The organism is Tepidibacter mesophilus, from assembly GCF_002724055.1.
Taxonomy (GTDB): Bacteria; Bacillota; Clostridia; order Peptostreptococcales; family Peptostreptococcaceae; genus Tepidibacter_A; species Tepidibacter_A mesophilus.
On record NZ_BDQY01000025.1, the window covers coordinates 32,434 to 48,963 of the forward strand.

Consider the following 16,530-nt stretch of genomic DNA (forward strand, 5'->3'; position numbering starts at 1 on the left):
TATTCTTCTAATGATTGGAGGGAGAATATTTGGATAAATTAACACCTATGATGAAACAATACTTTCAAATAAAGGAAAACTATAAAGATAGTATACTTTTTTTCAGGCTTGGAGATTTTTATGAAATGTTTTTCGAGGATGCAATAGTTGCATCAAGAGTACTAGAAATAGCATTGACTGGGAAAAGCTGTGGTCTTGAAGAAAGGGCGCCTATGTGCGGGGTACCTTTTCATTCATCTAGTTCATATATATCGAAATTAATTGAAAATGGATATAAGGTAGCTATATGTGAACAAATAGAAGATGCATCTGCTGCAAAGGGGTTAGTAAAGAGAGATGTTATAAGGGTTGTAAGCCCGGGAACTGTAATGGAAGAAAATTTACTAGATAATAAAAAAAATAACTATTTATTATCTATATATAAGGAAGATAAGAAAATAGGTATATCTTATGTAGATATAACCACTGGTGATTTTTATGCAACTATCATAGATGAAGCGAATTTAATTGAAGAAATTGCTAAAATTCAACCTAAAGAAGTTATATATTCTAATATAGAAAATGAACAGTTACAGACAATATGTACACTTAATAATTCTTATTTAAATAATGATTCATCTATATACTACAGTGATGATGATAATATTCTAGAAAAATACTTTTCTAGAGATTATATAAATGAACTTAATTTAAACGAGGATATTCATATGAAATTTAGTTTAATAGGTCTCTTAAATTACATTTTTTCAACACAAAAACAAATATCTTCTAATATAAGTACTATTTCTATTTATAATTCTAATGATTTTATGTCTATTGATATGTTCACAAGACTTAATTTAGAGCTTACACGAACAATAAGAAGCAAACAAAAAAAAGGATCCTTACTTCATGTGTTGGATAAAACTAATACTGCCATGGGAGGAAGGCTTTTAAGAAAATGGATAGAGCAACCTCTTATTAATAAAGAAAGAATACAAGAAAGACTTGATTTAATAGAAGAAATAAAAGATGATTTTTCTTTGAGGGAAGACCTTCATGAAGAATTAAAAAACATATACGATATAGAAAGATTATGTGGAAAACTCGCTTTTGAGAAAATAAATCCTAAAGAACTTATAAATCTTAAAGAATCAATTAAAAAGATACCAGACATAAAAGAATTACTACGAGAATCTGATACTAAACATATTAAAAAATTAGTGAATGATATAGATGATTTAGTTGATATCTATAAGTTGATAGATGAATCTATAATGGAGGAACCATCGTTGACTTTAAAAGATGGAAATATAATAAAGTCTAGTTATGATGAAGATATAGACAGATTAAGAGATTTAACAAAAAATGGTGCAGCTGTTATACGTGAAATAGAAGATAAAGAAAGAAGTAAAACAGGTATAAAATCTTTGAAAATAGGCTTTAACAAAGTGTTTGGATATTATATAGAAATAACTAAAGCTAACTTAAAGCAATTTGAAATACCGAATTACTATATAAGAAAACAAACACTTAGTAATGCAGAAAGATTCATAACTGAAGAATTAAAAATGATTGAAGAACAAATTCTAAATGCAAAAGATAAAATAAAAGATCTTGAATATAGTATATTTGTACAAGTCAGAAACAGATTGTATAGAAATATAAATAGAATTCAACAGGTTGCTAAAACGATAGCATTTATAGATGTTATAAATTCATTAGGTAAGGTTGCTTATCAAAATAATTACTGCAAGCCTAATATAACTAGTGAGGATAAACTTTGTATAATAAATGGAAGACACCCTGTTGTTGAGAATATAATAGGAGAAGAAAATTTTGTTCCGAATGACACTGAACTGAATACTTCAGATAGTAAAATTGGTATAATTACAGGACCTAATATGGCTGGAAAATCAACATATATGAGACAAGTATCATTAATAACGTTACTAGCACATATAGGATCTTTTGTTCCTGCACAAAAAGCTGATGTACCTATTGTAGATAGGATATTCACAAGAGTTGGAGCTAGTGACGATTTATCACAAGGACAAAGTACTTTCATGGTAGAGATGTCTGAAGTTTCTCATATTTTAAAAAATGCAACGAAAAACAGTTTAGTAATACTTGATGAAATTGGTAGGGGAACCAGTACATTTGATGGTCTTAGTTTAGCTTGGTCTATAGTAGAGTATATTAATGAAAAAATAGGGTGTAAAACGTTATTTGCTACTCACTACCACGAATTAACAGAACTTGAAGAAAAGTTATCTGGTATTAAAAACTATTGTGTAGCTGTAGAAGAACAAGGTGAGGATATAATTTTTTTAAGAAAAATAATAAAGGGTGGAGCAGATCAAAGTTATGGAATACATGTTGCAAAGCTTGCAGAACTACCTGATGCTGTTATAAATAGAGCTAATGAAATATTGGCACAATTAGAAAGTAGTGGAGGAAATGCAAAAAATTCTTCACTGCAAGTTAAAGAAAGTGCTATGACGAATGACGAATATAGAGTTGAGAATAAAAAAGATGATTCAAATGAGCAAATTAGTTTTGGAATTTTAAAAAAGGAAACTATATTAAAAGAGATATTATCTTTAAATATAGTGGGGATGACACCTATTGATGCTATGAATGCTTTATATAATCTTCAAAATAAGGCTAAATTAATCGGAGATGATGCTAATTGATTAAAGAAATAAATCTTCTAGACGAATATACAATAAATAAGATAGCTGCGGGAGAGGTTGTTGAAAGACCTTCTTCCGTAGTTAAAGAGTTGGTTGAAAATTCAATAGATGCAGGATCTTCTAAAATAACAGTAGAAATATCAAATGGTGGTAAGGAATTAATAAGGATTACAGATAATGGTCATGGAATACCTAAGAGTCAAGTTGAAAAATCATTTTTAAGACATGCTACAAGTAAAATATCTGAAATAGATGATCTTTATTCACTTGATTCCCTGGGGTTTAGAGGAGAAGCTTTGGCTAGTATTGCTTCAATTGCCAGAGTTGAACTTATAACTAGAACAATAGAAGATACGGTAGGAGTTAAGGTCTGTATAGAAGGCGGAGTTATAAAAAATAAAGAACCTATAGGGACTTCTATAGGAACAACTATTATAGTTAAGGACTTATTCTTTAACACTCCCGCTAGAAAAAAGTTCTTAAAGTCATCTACGAGTGAAAATATAAATATAACAGATATGATAAACAAGCTTTGTATAGGAAATCCTGATATTCAATTTAAATATATTAACAATAATAGAATTATGTTAACTAGTCCTGGTGATAGTAATCTTAAAAACACTGTAAGATCTATTTATGGTAAAAATATTTCTGATAATTTAAAAAGTATAGAAATTGAGACTGATTTTTTAAAATTGAAGGGATATATAGGGAACAACACTATATATAGAAACAATAAAACTCTGCAGCATATATATATAAATGGTCGCTATGTAAAAAGTAAACTGATATTAGCTGCTATTTATGAAGCTTATAAAGGTATACTTCCTATAAATAAGCATTCTATATGTTTTTTGAATTTATCAATAGATGCTCAAAAGATAGACGTAAATGTGCATCCTAATAAACTGGAAATTAAATTTGAAGATGATCAAAGAATATTTAATTTGATAAAAATTAAGATTAATGAACTTTTGCTTGGTACAAATTTGATACCTAAATATGTTCCGAATAATCAAGAAATTAAAAAAGAAGACACAGAAAATATAATATCCATAGATGATTTAATAATAGATATTAATAAAGAAAAAATAGACTTAATGAAAGTTAATCAAAATGAAACTCAAATTAAAATAGATAGTGTCAAACACAAAAACATTGATAGTAGTGCAAAACATAAAAATATAGATAGTGAGTTAGAAAAGTCATATATGAGTGATTTGGATAGTAGTTTGCATAAGGTGAATCTAAGTAATAATACATTTGAAGAAGATAACGTGGATTTTAAAACCAATATATGCGAAGTTAATTATAAAAAAGAATTAATCGAAAAAGAAAATAATCATTTTTCAAAAAGTAATACAAAAGAAACTATAAATTTTGATGTAGAATTTGATGTAGAAAAAGTTAAAGAATCTAATGAAGAAATATATAACGAGTATAAAGGTGAAAAACTTAAAGATTTAAATATAGTAGGAACTATCTTTAATACTTATATTATATGTCAATCTAAAGAATCTATATTTTTAATTGATCAGCATGCTGCTCATGAAAGAGTTGTATACGAAGAATATTTAACTAAATTCAAAACCGAAAACATATCTAGTCAAATTTTATTAAAACCAATGATTATGGAGTTGTGTAATAAAGATATGCTTATTATAGAAGATAAATTAGATATATTTATGAAATTTGGTTTTGAAGTTGAATTATTTGGAGATAATTCTATTATAGTTAGATCTGTACCGAATGTATTTGGATTACCTGAATCTGAAAATTTTATATTAGATATAATAGATAATATAGACAAGTTGTTTAATAATTATGATTTCAAAAAAGAACAAATAGCATCTATGGCTTGTAAAAGTGCTATTAAGGCGAACGATAGAATTGAAAATATAGAAATAAATACTCTTATAGAAAAGCTAAAGAGATGCAATAATTCATATACTTGTCCTCACGGCAGACCTATTATAGTAGAGATGACAAAAAAAGAAATTGAGAAAATGTTTAAGAGGATTATTTAAGATTAGAAAGGTGATTGAGATATGGGGAGAATACCTGTAGTATTTATAGCAGGACCTACTGCTGTTGGAAAAACAGATTTATCTATAAATTTAGCAAAAGAGCTTAATGGAGAAATAATTTCGGCTGATTCTATGCAAATATATAAATATATGGATATAGGAACTGCTAAAATAACAGAGGAAGAGATGTGTGGTGTAAAACATTATTTGATAGATGAAGTTGAACCTAATGTTGAGTTTTCTGTAGTTGATTTTCAAAAAAGAGCTCAAAAATATATTGATGAGATATACAAAAATGGGAAAATGCCTATAATAGCAGGTGGAACGGGTCTTTATATAAACTCTTTAATATATGAAATGGATTTTACTAAATCTAGAGGAAATACAAAGCTTAGGGATGAACTCCGAAAAGAAGCAGATAAATATGGAGTTGAATACCTTCATAATAAATTAAAAAAACTTGATGAAAAGAGTGCAAAAAGAATACACCCTAATAATGTAAAGCGAGTTATTAGAGCTATTGAAGTTTGCTTAGAAGGTAAGGAAAAAATAGGTGATTTTAAAAATGATGTAAAATTTAATGAAGATTATTATCCTATTCTTATAATATTAAATAGAGATAGAGAGTATCTCTATGAAAGAATAAATAAAAGAGTTGATATTATGATGGATCAAGGTCTTTTGAAGGAAGTAAACAAACTCTTAGAAATGGGTTACGATGAAAAAATGACTTCTATGCAAGCTATAGGATATAAAGAAATAATTAAAGCTGTGAAACAAGAGTATTCTGTAGAAGATGCTATTGAGTTAATAAAAAGAGATAGTAGAAGATATGCAAAAAGGCAAATAACGTGGTTTAAAAGGTATGATTTCGCAAAATGGATAGATTTAGATAATTTTTCGAGTCAAGATGAGGCAAAATCATTAATTTTATCTTATATAGAAGGAAAATTAAGAAATTTATAGAATATTATAAAATATACATAATTAGGAGGGGTAGCTTTGAAAAATAACACATTGAATCTACAGGATTTATTTTTGAATCAAGCTAGAAAAGAAAAAATAGCTATAACGATATTTTTGGTGAATGGAGTTCAGTTAAAGGGTAAAGTAAAAGGATTTGATAGTTATATAATAATTTTAGAAAATGAAGGTAAGCAGCAAATGATTTATAAGCATGCTGTTTCTACGATAATACCTAATACTAATATAAATTTAATTAACTCTAACAATAATATTAAGAAATAATAAAATAAAAAATACATCTAAGCTTAGCTTAGATGTATTTTTTATTTTATTAAAGAATTCAAATCGAGCTTATATTCTTTTAACGTCTCTTTCAAATCGTCTATTTGTATATGCGTATAAATTTGAGTAGTTGATATAGATGAATGACCAAGTAATTCTTGTACCTTTCGTATATCAGCTCCGTTCTTTATTAAATGAGTGGCGAATGTATGTCGCAATTTATGAGGTGTTACGGTTTTATTTAAATCAATATGCGTTGAGTATTTTTTCATAAGCATTTGAATAGCTCTCGCTGTAAGTCTAGTTTTTTTAGTCGATATAAAAAGTGCATCTGTATCAATGTTTAGCTTTAATCTTTCTATGTAGTATTGATATAGAGGATTTAAACTTCCGTTTAAAATTTCATCTTTTAATATTGGGATTTTTCTTTCTTTACTCCCTTTTCCTACAATTGATAAAATTTCGTGATTAAGTACATATTCTATGTCCTTTAAGTTTATACTTATAATTTCGGACACTCTTAGACCGCTATAAAGCATCAATGATATTATGCTTAGATTTCTTAACTTATAAAATTTATTAGAGCGTGAGTTTTTTATAAAATCGAATATTTTTTTTATTTCATACGTTTCTAAAAAAATAGGTGGAGATTTTTTGTTTGAGATATTACTTTTTATAACCTCTTCTTTTTTTATTGGATTTTGACGTTCTAATATTATTCCTTGTTCTATTAAATATTTAAAAAATACATTTAGAACCATTTTTTTTCTGATTATAGATTTGTATGAATTTTTTCTTTCTGTTTGCAAATATGTATAAAAACGGGTAAGCGATAGAGGGCGTATATCGGAAAGATATTCTATATCCTCATAGTTTAACATTAAAAATTCAAAAAACGTCTTTAAATCGAAGTAATAGGCTTGTATGGTATTTATTGATTTTTGAGCTGAAATTAAAGCATCTATAAATACTTCAAAAGCTTCTTTAAACTCTATTGGATAATTACTTATAGGAAACAACTGTCGTCTGAGTTTTAAACTGCTAATTAAATCATCTGTCGTGTATTTCATCATAACCCCCCTTAATAATACATATAACTTCGCATAACATATCTTATGCGAAGTTATATGTATTATTATATATTATTTTGTGAAAAAATTGAATATGTTATTTCTTTATGATAAAATTCTAATGTCAAAAATAACTTAAGAAACGGGTGGTATATAGTGCTTGAACAAACCAAAGATATGTTGTTTGATTTTTATGATATAGATAAATCTGTCGTAAAATTAAGCGAAAATATAGAAGATAAAATACAGCATAGGTTTAAAGAAATAAATGAGATAAGTGAATATAATCAATATAAAGTATTAAAGTCTATGCAAAAAGCTAAACTTGGAGATAATCATTTTAATTGGACTACGGGTTATGGATATAATGATGCTGGAAGAGAAAAAGTAGAGGAAATCTACTCTTATGTATTTAATACAGAAGATGCCATAGTTAGACCTATAATAGTTAACGGAACTCATGCTTTATCACTTTGCATAAGTGGCATAGTAAGACCAGGAGATGAAATATTATCAGCAACAGGAAAACCTTATGATACATTAGAAGAGGTTATAGGAATTAGAAATTCAAGAGGGTCTTTAAAAGAGTTTGGAGTAACTTACAAACAAGTAGATTTTTTGGACAATGGAGAGCCGGATTATGTTAATATAGGAAAAAATATAAATGATAGAACTAAGCTAGTTCTAATACAAAGATCAAAAGGCTATAGTTGGAGAAAATCTCTGACTATAGATGATATAGAGAAAATAATAAAAACAGTTAAATCTGTAAGAGAAGATATTATTGTTATGGTAGATAATTGCTATGGTGAATTTTTAGAAATGAGAGAACCTACTGATGTTGGTGCTGATATAATGGCTGGGTCCTTAATAAAAAATCCCGGTGGAGGATTAGCTTTAACAGGTGGGTATATAGTTGGAAAGAAAGAAGTAGTTGAGTTAATATCGTATAGGCTCACATCGCCTGGTATAGGAAAGGAATGTGGATTAACCTTTGGAACTACTAGAAGTGTGTTACAAGGCTTGTTTTTAGCTCCCCATACTGTAGGACAGGCTTTGATGGGTGCTATATTTTGTTCTAAATTATTTCAAGAATTAGGATTTGAAGTTCTACCTAAGTCGGATGATATTAGGAGTGACATAATACAAATAATCAAATTCGATAATGCAGAACAAATAATATCATTTTGTAAAGGTATTCAGTATGCAGCTCCTGTTGATTCTTTTGCAAGTCCAGAGCCATGGCCTATGCCTGGTTATGATAGCGATGTAATAATGGCAGCTGGAGCTTTTGTTCAAGGTTCATCTATAGAACTTAGTGCCGATGCCCCTATAAAACCACCTTATAATGTATATTTTCAAGGAGGATTAACTTACACTCATTCCAAATTTGGTTCTTTAAAAGCTTTAACTGAAATGATAAAAAACAAAGTCATAAAAATACCAACTTCTATATAGGAGTTGGTATTTTTATGACTTTGTTTCGTAGGCTTTTTTGGAAAATTTGTAATTTTTACAATTGCGCAACTTTGCAAAATATAGAAAAAATAAGAGGGGAAAGTTATATTATGTCAAATAAGTACATAAATAATTATTTTTACATAAATATTATTTATCAAAATTTCAAGGAGGAGTCAAGATGGATTTATTAGCAATAATAAAAGGAATCAATGATATTTTATGGGGGAAATTATTAGTATTCGTATTATGTGGAGCTAGTATATTGTTTACATTTTCATTCAGGTTTGTTCAAATAAGAATGTTCAAAAAAGCATTTAAGCATACATTTGGAGGAATATCATTAAAAGGAAATAAAGCAGATGAAGATGGAATGTCATCTTTTCAAGCTTTAGCAACAGCAATAGCAGGACAAGTTGGAACAGGCAACTTAGCAGGAGCGGCAACTGCTATTGCTTCAGGAGGTCCAGGAGCTATATTTTGGATGTGGTTAAGTGCATTTTTTGGATTTGGAACTAGTTTTAGTGAAGCTGTTATTTCTCAAAAATATAAAACTAAGGTAGATGGTCAAATCTGTGGAGGCCCAGCATACTATATAGATAAAGGTCTTAATAGTAAGTTCTTAGCATCTTTCTTTGCAATAGCAATGATATTATCAGCTGGTTTAACAGGAGGTATGATACAATCCAATTCAATAGCAGGAGCTTTTGAATTGGCATTTCATATTCCAGGAATAGTTGTAGGTATTATAATTGCCGCTATAACTTTTCTAGTTGTTTCTGGGGGCATAGGTCGTATAGCATCTGTTACAGAAAAACTGGTTCCTATAATGGCTTTACTGTTTATAATAGGTAGTTTAATAATAATAGGAATTAATGCATCTAATATTATGCCTGCATTTAAAATGATTTTTTTAGGAGCTTTTAATCCAAGAGCAGCTACTGGGGGGTTGATAGGTGTTGGTATGAAAGAAGCTATGAGATACGGAGTTGCTAGAGGTCTGTTTTCAAACGAGGCAGGTATGGGATCGTCTCCGCATGCACACGCTGTTGCAAAAGTTAATCATCCTGTAGAGCAGGGTTTGGTATCTATAGTAGGGGTTTTTATAGATACATTCATAATATTAACTTTAACAGCTTTGGTTATACTTACAACTGGAGCATTAGATGGAACTACTACAGGAATTGAATTGACTCAACAAGCTTTTGTAAACGGATTTGGGAGTTTTGGTGGTGTGTTTATAGCAGTCTCTTTATTTTTCTTTGCATTCTCAACTATAATAGGATGGTATTTTTATGGAGAACTAAACGTTAAGTATTTAATTGGTATAAAAGGAGTTAAATTTTATAAATTATTCATAGTTATAGTATTGATACTTGGAACATTACTAGAAGTACCTGTTGTTTGGCAATTAGCAGATACTGTTAATGGCCTTATGGTTATTCCTAATATAATTGCTCTTGTTTATCTATTAAATATTACAAAAGGAAGTTTACTAGACTTTGAAAATCAGGAAAAAGAAAAAAGAAAGACTAGTGCTTAGTGTAGGATTATAAAAAAAAGGCATTATCAATTTAAAATTGATAATGCCTTTTTTTATTGAGAATAATAAGTAAGGATTTCTTATAATGAATTATAGATTTAAAAGAAAGAGTAAAAATATTTATAACATTAATATATTTTAAAAATTTATTAATTTATTCGCTTTACAAAGGATGAGATGTGTAATATAATTTCAATATTAATGAAAATGCTTTATTAACAATATGTACAAAAACATAAAATTAATACGTTAAGATACGTACTTTATTGCTGAATTATTTCTCTATGTAAGTTAATTAGCGTAAAATTCGCTATTAATGACAAAGAGACACTTATAAGGGAGGGTTTTATTCATGTTGAAGGAGTTAAAAAAAGATACTTTAAGTAAACTTGTATATTTTATACCAAAAGATAAGCACTCAGCTAAAGAAGTTAAGGAAATTTTAGAAAATCATCCAGAGATTGAATTTGTATCATTGGTGGGTATAGACTTAAGAGGAAATGATACTGATGAAAAAATACCAAGTAGCGTTTTTTTAGAAGATATAGATAAATTTATCAAAACAGGAATCCAAACAGATGGATCAAGTGTTGTTCTCGATAATATAGCTACTTTAAATGATGCTAAAGTTGAAATAATCCCAGATAGGGATGTGGATTGGTTTGTTGACTATAATTTTCAAAATTCAGATGATAAAACACTTCTTCCTGTTGGTACTTTGAGAATACCTTCATTTTTAGTGCATAACGGAAAGAAAGTGTGTTCAAGATCTATACTTAGAAAGTCTATAGACAATTTTAAGAAAGAGATGCTTAAATTAGTTTGTAAAAATAGCTATGTGTTAAACTCTGTTGGAATTGAAAATAGTAATGAAATAAAAGAAATTCTGCTAACCTCAGCTACGGAACTTGAATTTTGGGTTAACACACCTGAAGATAAAGCTGACGAAGAGAAACTTTCTACATCACAAAACTTGAAAGAACAATACTGGAAGAGAACTCAAGGTACAGTTAGAACTGCATTAGAAAAAAGTATATATCTAATGGAAAAATACGGAGTTAATCCAGAAATGGGACATAAAGAAGTAGGAGGGATAACTTCCGCTATAAATTCAAGAGGAAAATCTAATCATGTTATGGAACAACTTGAAATAGACTGGAAATATAGTGATGCAATTCAAGCTGCTGACAATGAACTAATAATAAGAAATTTAGTAAATGATGTATTCAAAAATTATGGATTAGAAGTTACATTTGCTGCAAAACCGATAGAAGGAGTAGCAGGAAGTGGTGAACATACACATTTAGGTGTAGCTGCAAAGCTGCACAATGGAAAAATAGTGAATTTGTTTTCTCCATCTGATATGACGGCTGAATACGCAAGTCCTATTGGGTTTGGAGCATTAATGGGAATTTTAAAAAATTACGAATTACTTAACCCTTTTGTAACATCTTCAAATGATGCTTTAAATAGATTAAAACCTGGATTCGAAGCTCCTATCTGTATAGTTTCATCACTTGGAAAAAGTGTAGATGTACCATCTAGAAATAGATCTATATTGGTTGGTTTGATAAGAGATTTAGAAAATCCAATGTCTACAAGATTTGAATTGAGAGCTCCAAACCCTATGTCAAACACTTATATAATAATAGCAGCATCTTATCAAGTTATGCTTGATGGAATAAAGTATGCATTAGAAAATAACAAAACATCCAAAGAACTTGAAAATGAATTTTCTAAAAAATCAGGTGAAATAGCTGGATATTTAGAAACACATAGAGAGTATAGAAGTGAAGAAGATGTTTTTGAATTCTATACAGAAGAAGAGAGAAATAATTTGTTTGGTATTCCGCCTAAAACAGTTTGGGAAAATGCAAAAAATCTAGAAATACATGAAGAAAAGAAAAAAGCATTAACATATAATAATGTTTTTACAGAAGAAACAATTAATTCATTTAAAGAATCTATTATAAACCAATGGTTGAATGAATTAAAAGATAGAATAATATGTGACAACATGGAAATAGTAAGATCTTGTAAAAAAGCACATTTTGAAGATGTAACAGATTTAGATATAGTTAACTGGCAAAAAATACACACATTAAGATGCTATTTAATGAAAGATAAAACAGATGAAAAATCTTTATTTACAAGAATAAGAGATGCAATAGATAATCAAAACTATGATTTAGTATCTACTCTTCAAGTAGAAATGAATGAAAAGATAAAGTTACTTAAAGATTTATATATCGCATATAAGAAAAATTTATTTTAGCTAAAAACTTAAAATAAAGGCCTACAGTAAAATAAACTGTAGGCCTTTATTTTATAACTCTAAAAACTCCTTTTAATGTACCTAATATTTTAACATCATTAAAATACATAGGTTCCATATATGGATTTTCTGGTTGAAGTCTAATTCTATTTTTTTCTTTGAAAAATCTTTTTACTGTGGATTCGTTATCTTCAGTTAAAACAACTACTATTTCTCCGTTTCTAGCAGTGTTTTGTTTGTTTACTATAATATAATCTCCATCTAATATACCAGCATTAATCATGCTATCTCCTTTTATTTTGAGCATAAAAGTGTTATTTGCATCTATTAAACTAGAAGGAAGAGGAATGAATTCTTCTATGTTTTCTGTAGCTAATATAGGAGCTCCAGCGGTAACGCTTCCCACTAAAGGAATGTCTATGGTCTCTTTTCGACTAAAGAGACTATCATCGTTTGAATCTAAAATTTCTATTGCTCTTGGCTTTGTCTTATCTTTTCTAATATATCCTTTTTCTTCTAATTTACTTAGGTGAGAGTGGACTGTAGATGTGGATTTTAAATTTACTGCACTACATATTTCTCTAACAGATGGTGGATAACCCTTTTTATTAATTTGTAGTTTTAAAAAGTTTAAAATTTCGATTTGTTTATCAGTTAAATTTGAATACATTCTGAATATCCTCCCATCGTAATATTATAATTATATTATAACATTAAATGAAATAAAAAACAAACATTCGTTCTTTTTTTATTGACTAAGAACATTTGTTCTGATATACTTTAAACAGAACAAATGTTCTTAGTCGATAAAAAGGGAGGATTTTATTTATGAAAAAGAATTTGGTTTACATAATAATATTATTTTCTACAATAAGTTTACTGAGTGGATTTTCAGGTTTCAAAAAATATGAGAGTGTAGTAGAGTATGAAACTGTTAATGTAATGCAAGGGGATACTCTTTGGAATATAGCAAAAGAAAATATACCTGAAAAAGAGGATATAAGAGATTATATATATATGATAAGAGAGGTTAATAATTTAGAAAGTGCAAATATACATCCTGGAGATCAACTATTAATTCCTATTTATAAAAAAGAGTAGAAGCTAAATTAGCTTCTACTCTTTTTTATCTTCTAACCATTCGAAATTTTTAACAATTTCCCGTTTTACATTTTTCTTATGCGCTGCATAAAGTTGAGTTGTAGTTACATTGTCGTGGTCTAGTAAATTTTGAACATCATATATCGAAAATCCGTACTGTATTAATGATGTTGCGGATGTAGCTCTTAACTTATGAGGACTATATCCATTACTACGAGGTATATTCATAGCTATTGACGTATATTTTATAACTAATTCTCTTATTGACTTTAACGTCATTCTCTTATTTTGAAGAGATAAAAAAAGTGCATCTTTATTCTTGTCTTCAAGATAATCAGAATTTGTTCTTTCATTTTTCATATAATCTAAAACAACTGACTCGCAAGTTTTATTAAGGGGCATTAGAGCTTCCTTTCCTCTTTTTCTGTAAATTTTAAACTCACCCCTACCAAAGTTAAACGAAGAAATATTGAGTTCTCTAAGTTCACTAAGTCTTAACCCATACGTAACAAATAATATCAATATAGCCTTATCTCTAAGTTTTGTTTTTTTCCAATAGATTCTTTCTCTTTCGGTCAAACCTTCTCCTGATTCGACTGTATCTATCATTTTTGCAACTTCATCAATTTCGAGTCTTTTAATAGCATCAGGCTGAGGTTTTGGAAGTTTTATAGGGTTAAAACCATCTGTAATATTTTGGTTTACTTGTTCGTTTCTATATAAAAATTTAAACAAAGAAGACAATGAAGATTTTTTTCTAGCTAAAGATCTATTATTGTTTTCAAATACTAAAGTGTTTTTGTTTGTTTTTTTATAATATCTTGAACAATAATCTCCTAAAAATAAATTAATATCTCTTGCTTTAATATTGTTAAATTCTTCAATGCTTATGTCTTTGCAGTTGCTTGACAATGTTAAATCCGATTCATTTATTAAATACTTGCAGAAGAACAAAATATCTTCTAAATAGGCTGATCGAGTTGATGAAACGACTGCGCTTTTAAGATATACAAAGAAATCTTTCATAAATTTAGGAAGTTGATTTTCAATTTCAATACAATTTTCTATTATTGAGTTTTCTTTTAAAACTATATTATCTGGTTTATCTGATTTATTATGTATTTTCAAATTTTTATGCAATTAAAACACTCCTTACATGTAAAAGTTATACTCTCTATATGATATCAATTTAAGTTATAAAAAACAAGAATATTACAAAAAACGAACTATTTACAGTGAATCAAAATTAAAAACTCGAGATTTTTTATGAAAAACACGAATTATTACATTTTAAAAATATTAAAGTTTCGGTTAAATTGGTTTAGTTCTGTTTATATATTTTAAGAATCTGTAAAAAAAATAAAGAAATGCGAGTAATACTTAATTCGAATAAATTATAATGAATGTTTTTTATTATAATTAGCTATATTTAATGCTATAATGAACATGAAAATAAGTTATATGAAAGGGAAGTGTTGTTATTGATTAAATGTAATTTTGATGGTGCTTGTAATGATAATGGAAATAAGGAAGCTGACACAGGATTAGGGTACGCTATTTATGATACAAAATATAGTTTATATTTAAAGGAAGTTTCTTTGTATGGAGGAAAAGGTACTAACAATACAGCTGAGTACAAAGCCTTGATAGAATGTATGAAGGATTTAATAGAATTAGGTTTAATTAAAGAGGAGATTAATGTATATGGAGATTCAGATCTTATAATAAAGCAAGTTACAGGACAGTGGAAATGTAAAAAAGAACATTTAAGACTTCTTAGAGATGAAGCGATTAGCCTTATGGATAAATTTCATGATTTAAATATAAAATGGGTGCCTAGAAATGAAAATGCCATGGCAGATAAATTATCAAAAGAAGGACTAAATAAAAAAAATGTTACAATAAATACATCTGATAATAAGAGAATAAGCAAAGATAATCTAAATATAGCCGCATTTAATTTAGGGGACGGTATATACAAAGTAGTAGATGATGGATGCTTTTATGCCGTTGATATTAATAGGACGTTTTGCTCTTGTTTAGAAAATCAAAATAATAGAAAAAAGTGTAATCATATAATGTATATAGAAAACATGTAGAAAAAATCATACACATATTCAAGTGTATTCATTAAATTGAAAAGGGGGAGACTTTATGAAAGTTGTAGATTTAACTCATGTAATTCATCCAAATATGCCTGTTTTTCCGGGTACTGAGGCACCTGTTTTTGAAAAGGCAAATACTATCGAACGAGATAGTTTTTGTGAAATGAAGATTACTATGTACTCACATACTGGAACACATATGGATGCTCCTGCACATATGCTAAAAGATGGAGTTACATTAGATAGAATGGATGCAAATCATTTTGTAGGTAAAGCTATTATTCTGGAATTTAATGATAAAAAACAGATACAGTTACAGGATATAGTGCAATATGAAAATAAAATAGTTGAATGCGATTTTGTGATAATTAAAACTGGGTGGAGTAAGTTTTGGGGAAAAGAAGAGTATTTTGAAGGGTTTCCATCTATAAGTGTAGATGTAGCTGAGTGGTTAGTTAAATTAAACTTAAAAGGAGTAGGAATAGATGCTATATCTATAGACGATATGAAATCTACTTTATTTGAAGTTCATAAAATATTAATGAAGAATAATTTGATTATAATAGAGAATCTTACCAATTTAGAGAAAGTAGAAGATGAATTCTTTACATTAGCAGTTTTGCCTTTAAAAACACTTAATGCTGATGGAGCGCCTATAAGAGCTGTAGCTATTATAGAGTAGTCATATAAAAATCACGAAACAAATATTTTTTATATTCATAAATGAAACCTCCTATAATAAATAATACTAATCCTAGATTATCCTTATTTAACCTGTATTATTCTAGTATACTGAGTTATTGAAAAATAAAAGAGTGTATAAGCAAAATTTAATTAAGCTAAGAAAACATGTATAAAAGTTTTTAAAAAAGCCTAAAATAAAATGTATAAGATTAAATATAGACCAGCTAGTTATAGTCAATAGTTTTTACAATTATTTTTAAGTTATGTTTTTAGGCACAAGAAATAGACTATCTAGTCTACACGAATAATTGATAGTTTGATTTTAATATAGTTCATAATTAGCC

Annotated in this window: 13 protein-coding genes; 10 read left to right on the forward strand and 3 right to left on the reverse strand. The window is 28.1% G+C overall.

Going from position 1 to position 16,530, the window contains the following annotated elements:
* The first annotated feature begins 47 nt into the window (after positions 1-47).
* Genes mutS through hfq form a run of 4 tightly spaced genes read left to right on the forward strand, consistent with a single transcriptional unit; the run spans position 48 to position 5,950 of the window.
* A complete protein-coding gene (mutS, locus tag Tmeso_RS13380) occupies positions 48-2,675 on the forward strand; it encodes a DNA mismatch repair protein MutS (RefSeq protein ID WP_099192062.1) in 2,628 nt (875 codons plus the stop codon).
* Entirely contained in the window at positions 2,672-4,702 is a 2,031-nt protein-coding gene (gene mutL / locus Tmeso_RS13385) for a DNA mismatch repair endonuclease MutL (RefSeq protein WP_099192035.1), read from the forward strand. The genes mutS and mutL overlap by 4 nt, the downstream gene beginning before the upstream one ends.
* 21 nt (positions 4,703-4,723) lie before the next feature.
* Entirely contained in the window at positions 4,724-5,668 is a 945-nt protein-coding gene (gene miaA / locus Tmeso_RS13390) for a tRNA (adenosine(37)-N6)-dimethylallyltransferase MiaA (protein WP_099192037.1), read from the forward strand.
* A gap of 36 nt (positions 5,669-5,704) precedes the next feature.
* On the forward strand, positions 5,705-5,950 hold the full coding sequence (hfq, locus tag Tmeso_RS13395) for an RNA chaperone Hfq (protein WP_099192039.1): 246 nt from the start codon (positions 5,705-5,707) through the stop codon (positions 5,948-5,950).
* Positions 5,951-5,991: 41 nt separating this feature from the next.
* Here the strand turns inward: hfq and Tmeso_RS13400 are convergent, their stop codons facing one another.
* Entirely contained in the window at positions 5,992-7,020 is a 1,029-nt protein-coding gene (locus tag Tmeso_RS13400) for a tyrosine-type recombinase/integrase (protein WP_187296365.1), read from the reverse strand.
* Between the two features lie 156 nt (positions 7,021-7,176).
* Between Tmeso_RS13400 and Tmeso_RS13405 the strand changes: the two genes are divergently transcribed.
* The 3 genes from Tmeso_RS13405 to Tmeso_RS13420 all read left to right on the forward strand — a co-directional run bounded on the left by Tmeso_RS13405 (position 7,177) and on the right by Tmeso_RS13420 (position 12,296).
* On the forward strand, positions 7,177-8,478 hold the full coding sequence (locus tag Tmeso_RS13405; protein WP_099192043.1) for a methionine gamma-lyase family protein: 1,302 nt from the start codon (positions 7,177-7,179) through the stop codon (positions 8,476-8,478).
* A 181-nt stretch (positions 8,479-8,659) separates the two neighbouring features.
* A complete protein-coding gene (locus Tmeso_RS13415) occupies positions 8,660-10,021 on the forward strand; it encodes an alanine/glycine:cation symporter family protein (protein WP_099192047.1) in 1,362 nt (453 codons plus the stop codon).
* 352 nt (positions 10,022-10,373) lie between these two features.
* On the forward strand, positions 10,374-12,296 hold the full coding sequence (locus Tmeso_RS13420) for a type I glutamate--ammonia ligase (RefSeq protein WP_099192049.1): 1,923 nt from the start codon (positions 10,374-10,376) through the stop codon (positions 12,294-12,296).
* A gap of 46 nt (positions 12,297-12,342) precedes the next feature.
* On the opposite strand, the gene lexA is transcribed toward Tmeso_RS13420, so the two are convergent.
* Positions 12,343-12,966: a transcriptional repressor LexA gene (lexA, locus tag Tmeso_RS13425; protein WP_099192051.1), complete on the reverse strand. Its 624-nt coding sequence runs from the start codon at positions 12,964-12,966 to the stop codon at positions 12,343-12,345.
* A gap of 158 nt (positions 12,967-13,124) precedes the next feature.
* Here lexA and yneA point away from each other — a divergent pair, with 158 nt between their 5' ends.
* Positions 13,125-13,397, forward strand: coding sequence for a cell division suppressor protein YneA (yneA, locus tag Tmeso_RS13430; protein ID WP_099192053.1), 273 nt, complete (start codon positions 13,125-13,127; stop codon positions 13,395-13,397).
* Positions 13,398-13,412: 15 nt separating this feature from the next.
* On the opposite strand, the gene Tmeso_RS13435 is transcribed toward yneA, so the two are convergent.
* Complete coding sequence (locus Tmeso_RS13435) at positions 13,413-14,537, reverse strand: tyrosine-type recombinase/integrase (protein WP_242967933.1); 1,125 nt, start codon at positions 14,535-14,537, stop codon at positions 13,413-13,415.
* A gap of 341 nt (positions 14,538-14,878) precedes the next feature.
* Here Tmeso_RS13435 and Tmeso_RS13440 point away from each other — a divergent pair, with 341 nt between their 5' ends.
* Positions 14,879-15,496 (forward strand): ribonuclease HI family protein, encoded by a 618-nt coding sequence (locus Tmeso_RS13440; protein ID WP_187296366.1) that lies wholly within the window; start codon positions 14,879-14,881, stop codon positions 15,494-15,496.
* Positions 15,497-15,551: 55 nt separating this feature from the next.
* Positions 15,552-16,184 (forward strand): cyclase family protein, encoded by a 633-nt coding sequence (locus Tmeso_RS13445; RefSeq protein WP_099192057.1) that lies wholly within the window; start codon positions 15,552-15,554, stop codon positions 16,182-16,184.
* Positions 16,185-16,530 lie beyond the last annotated feature (346 nt).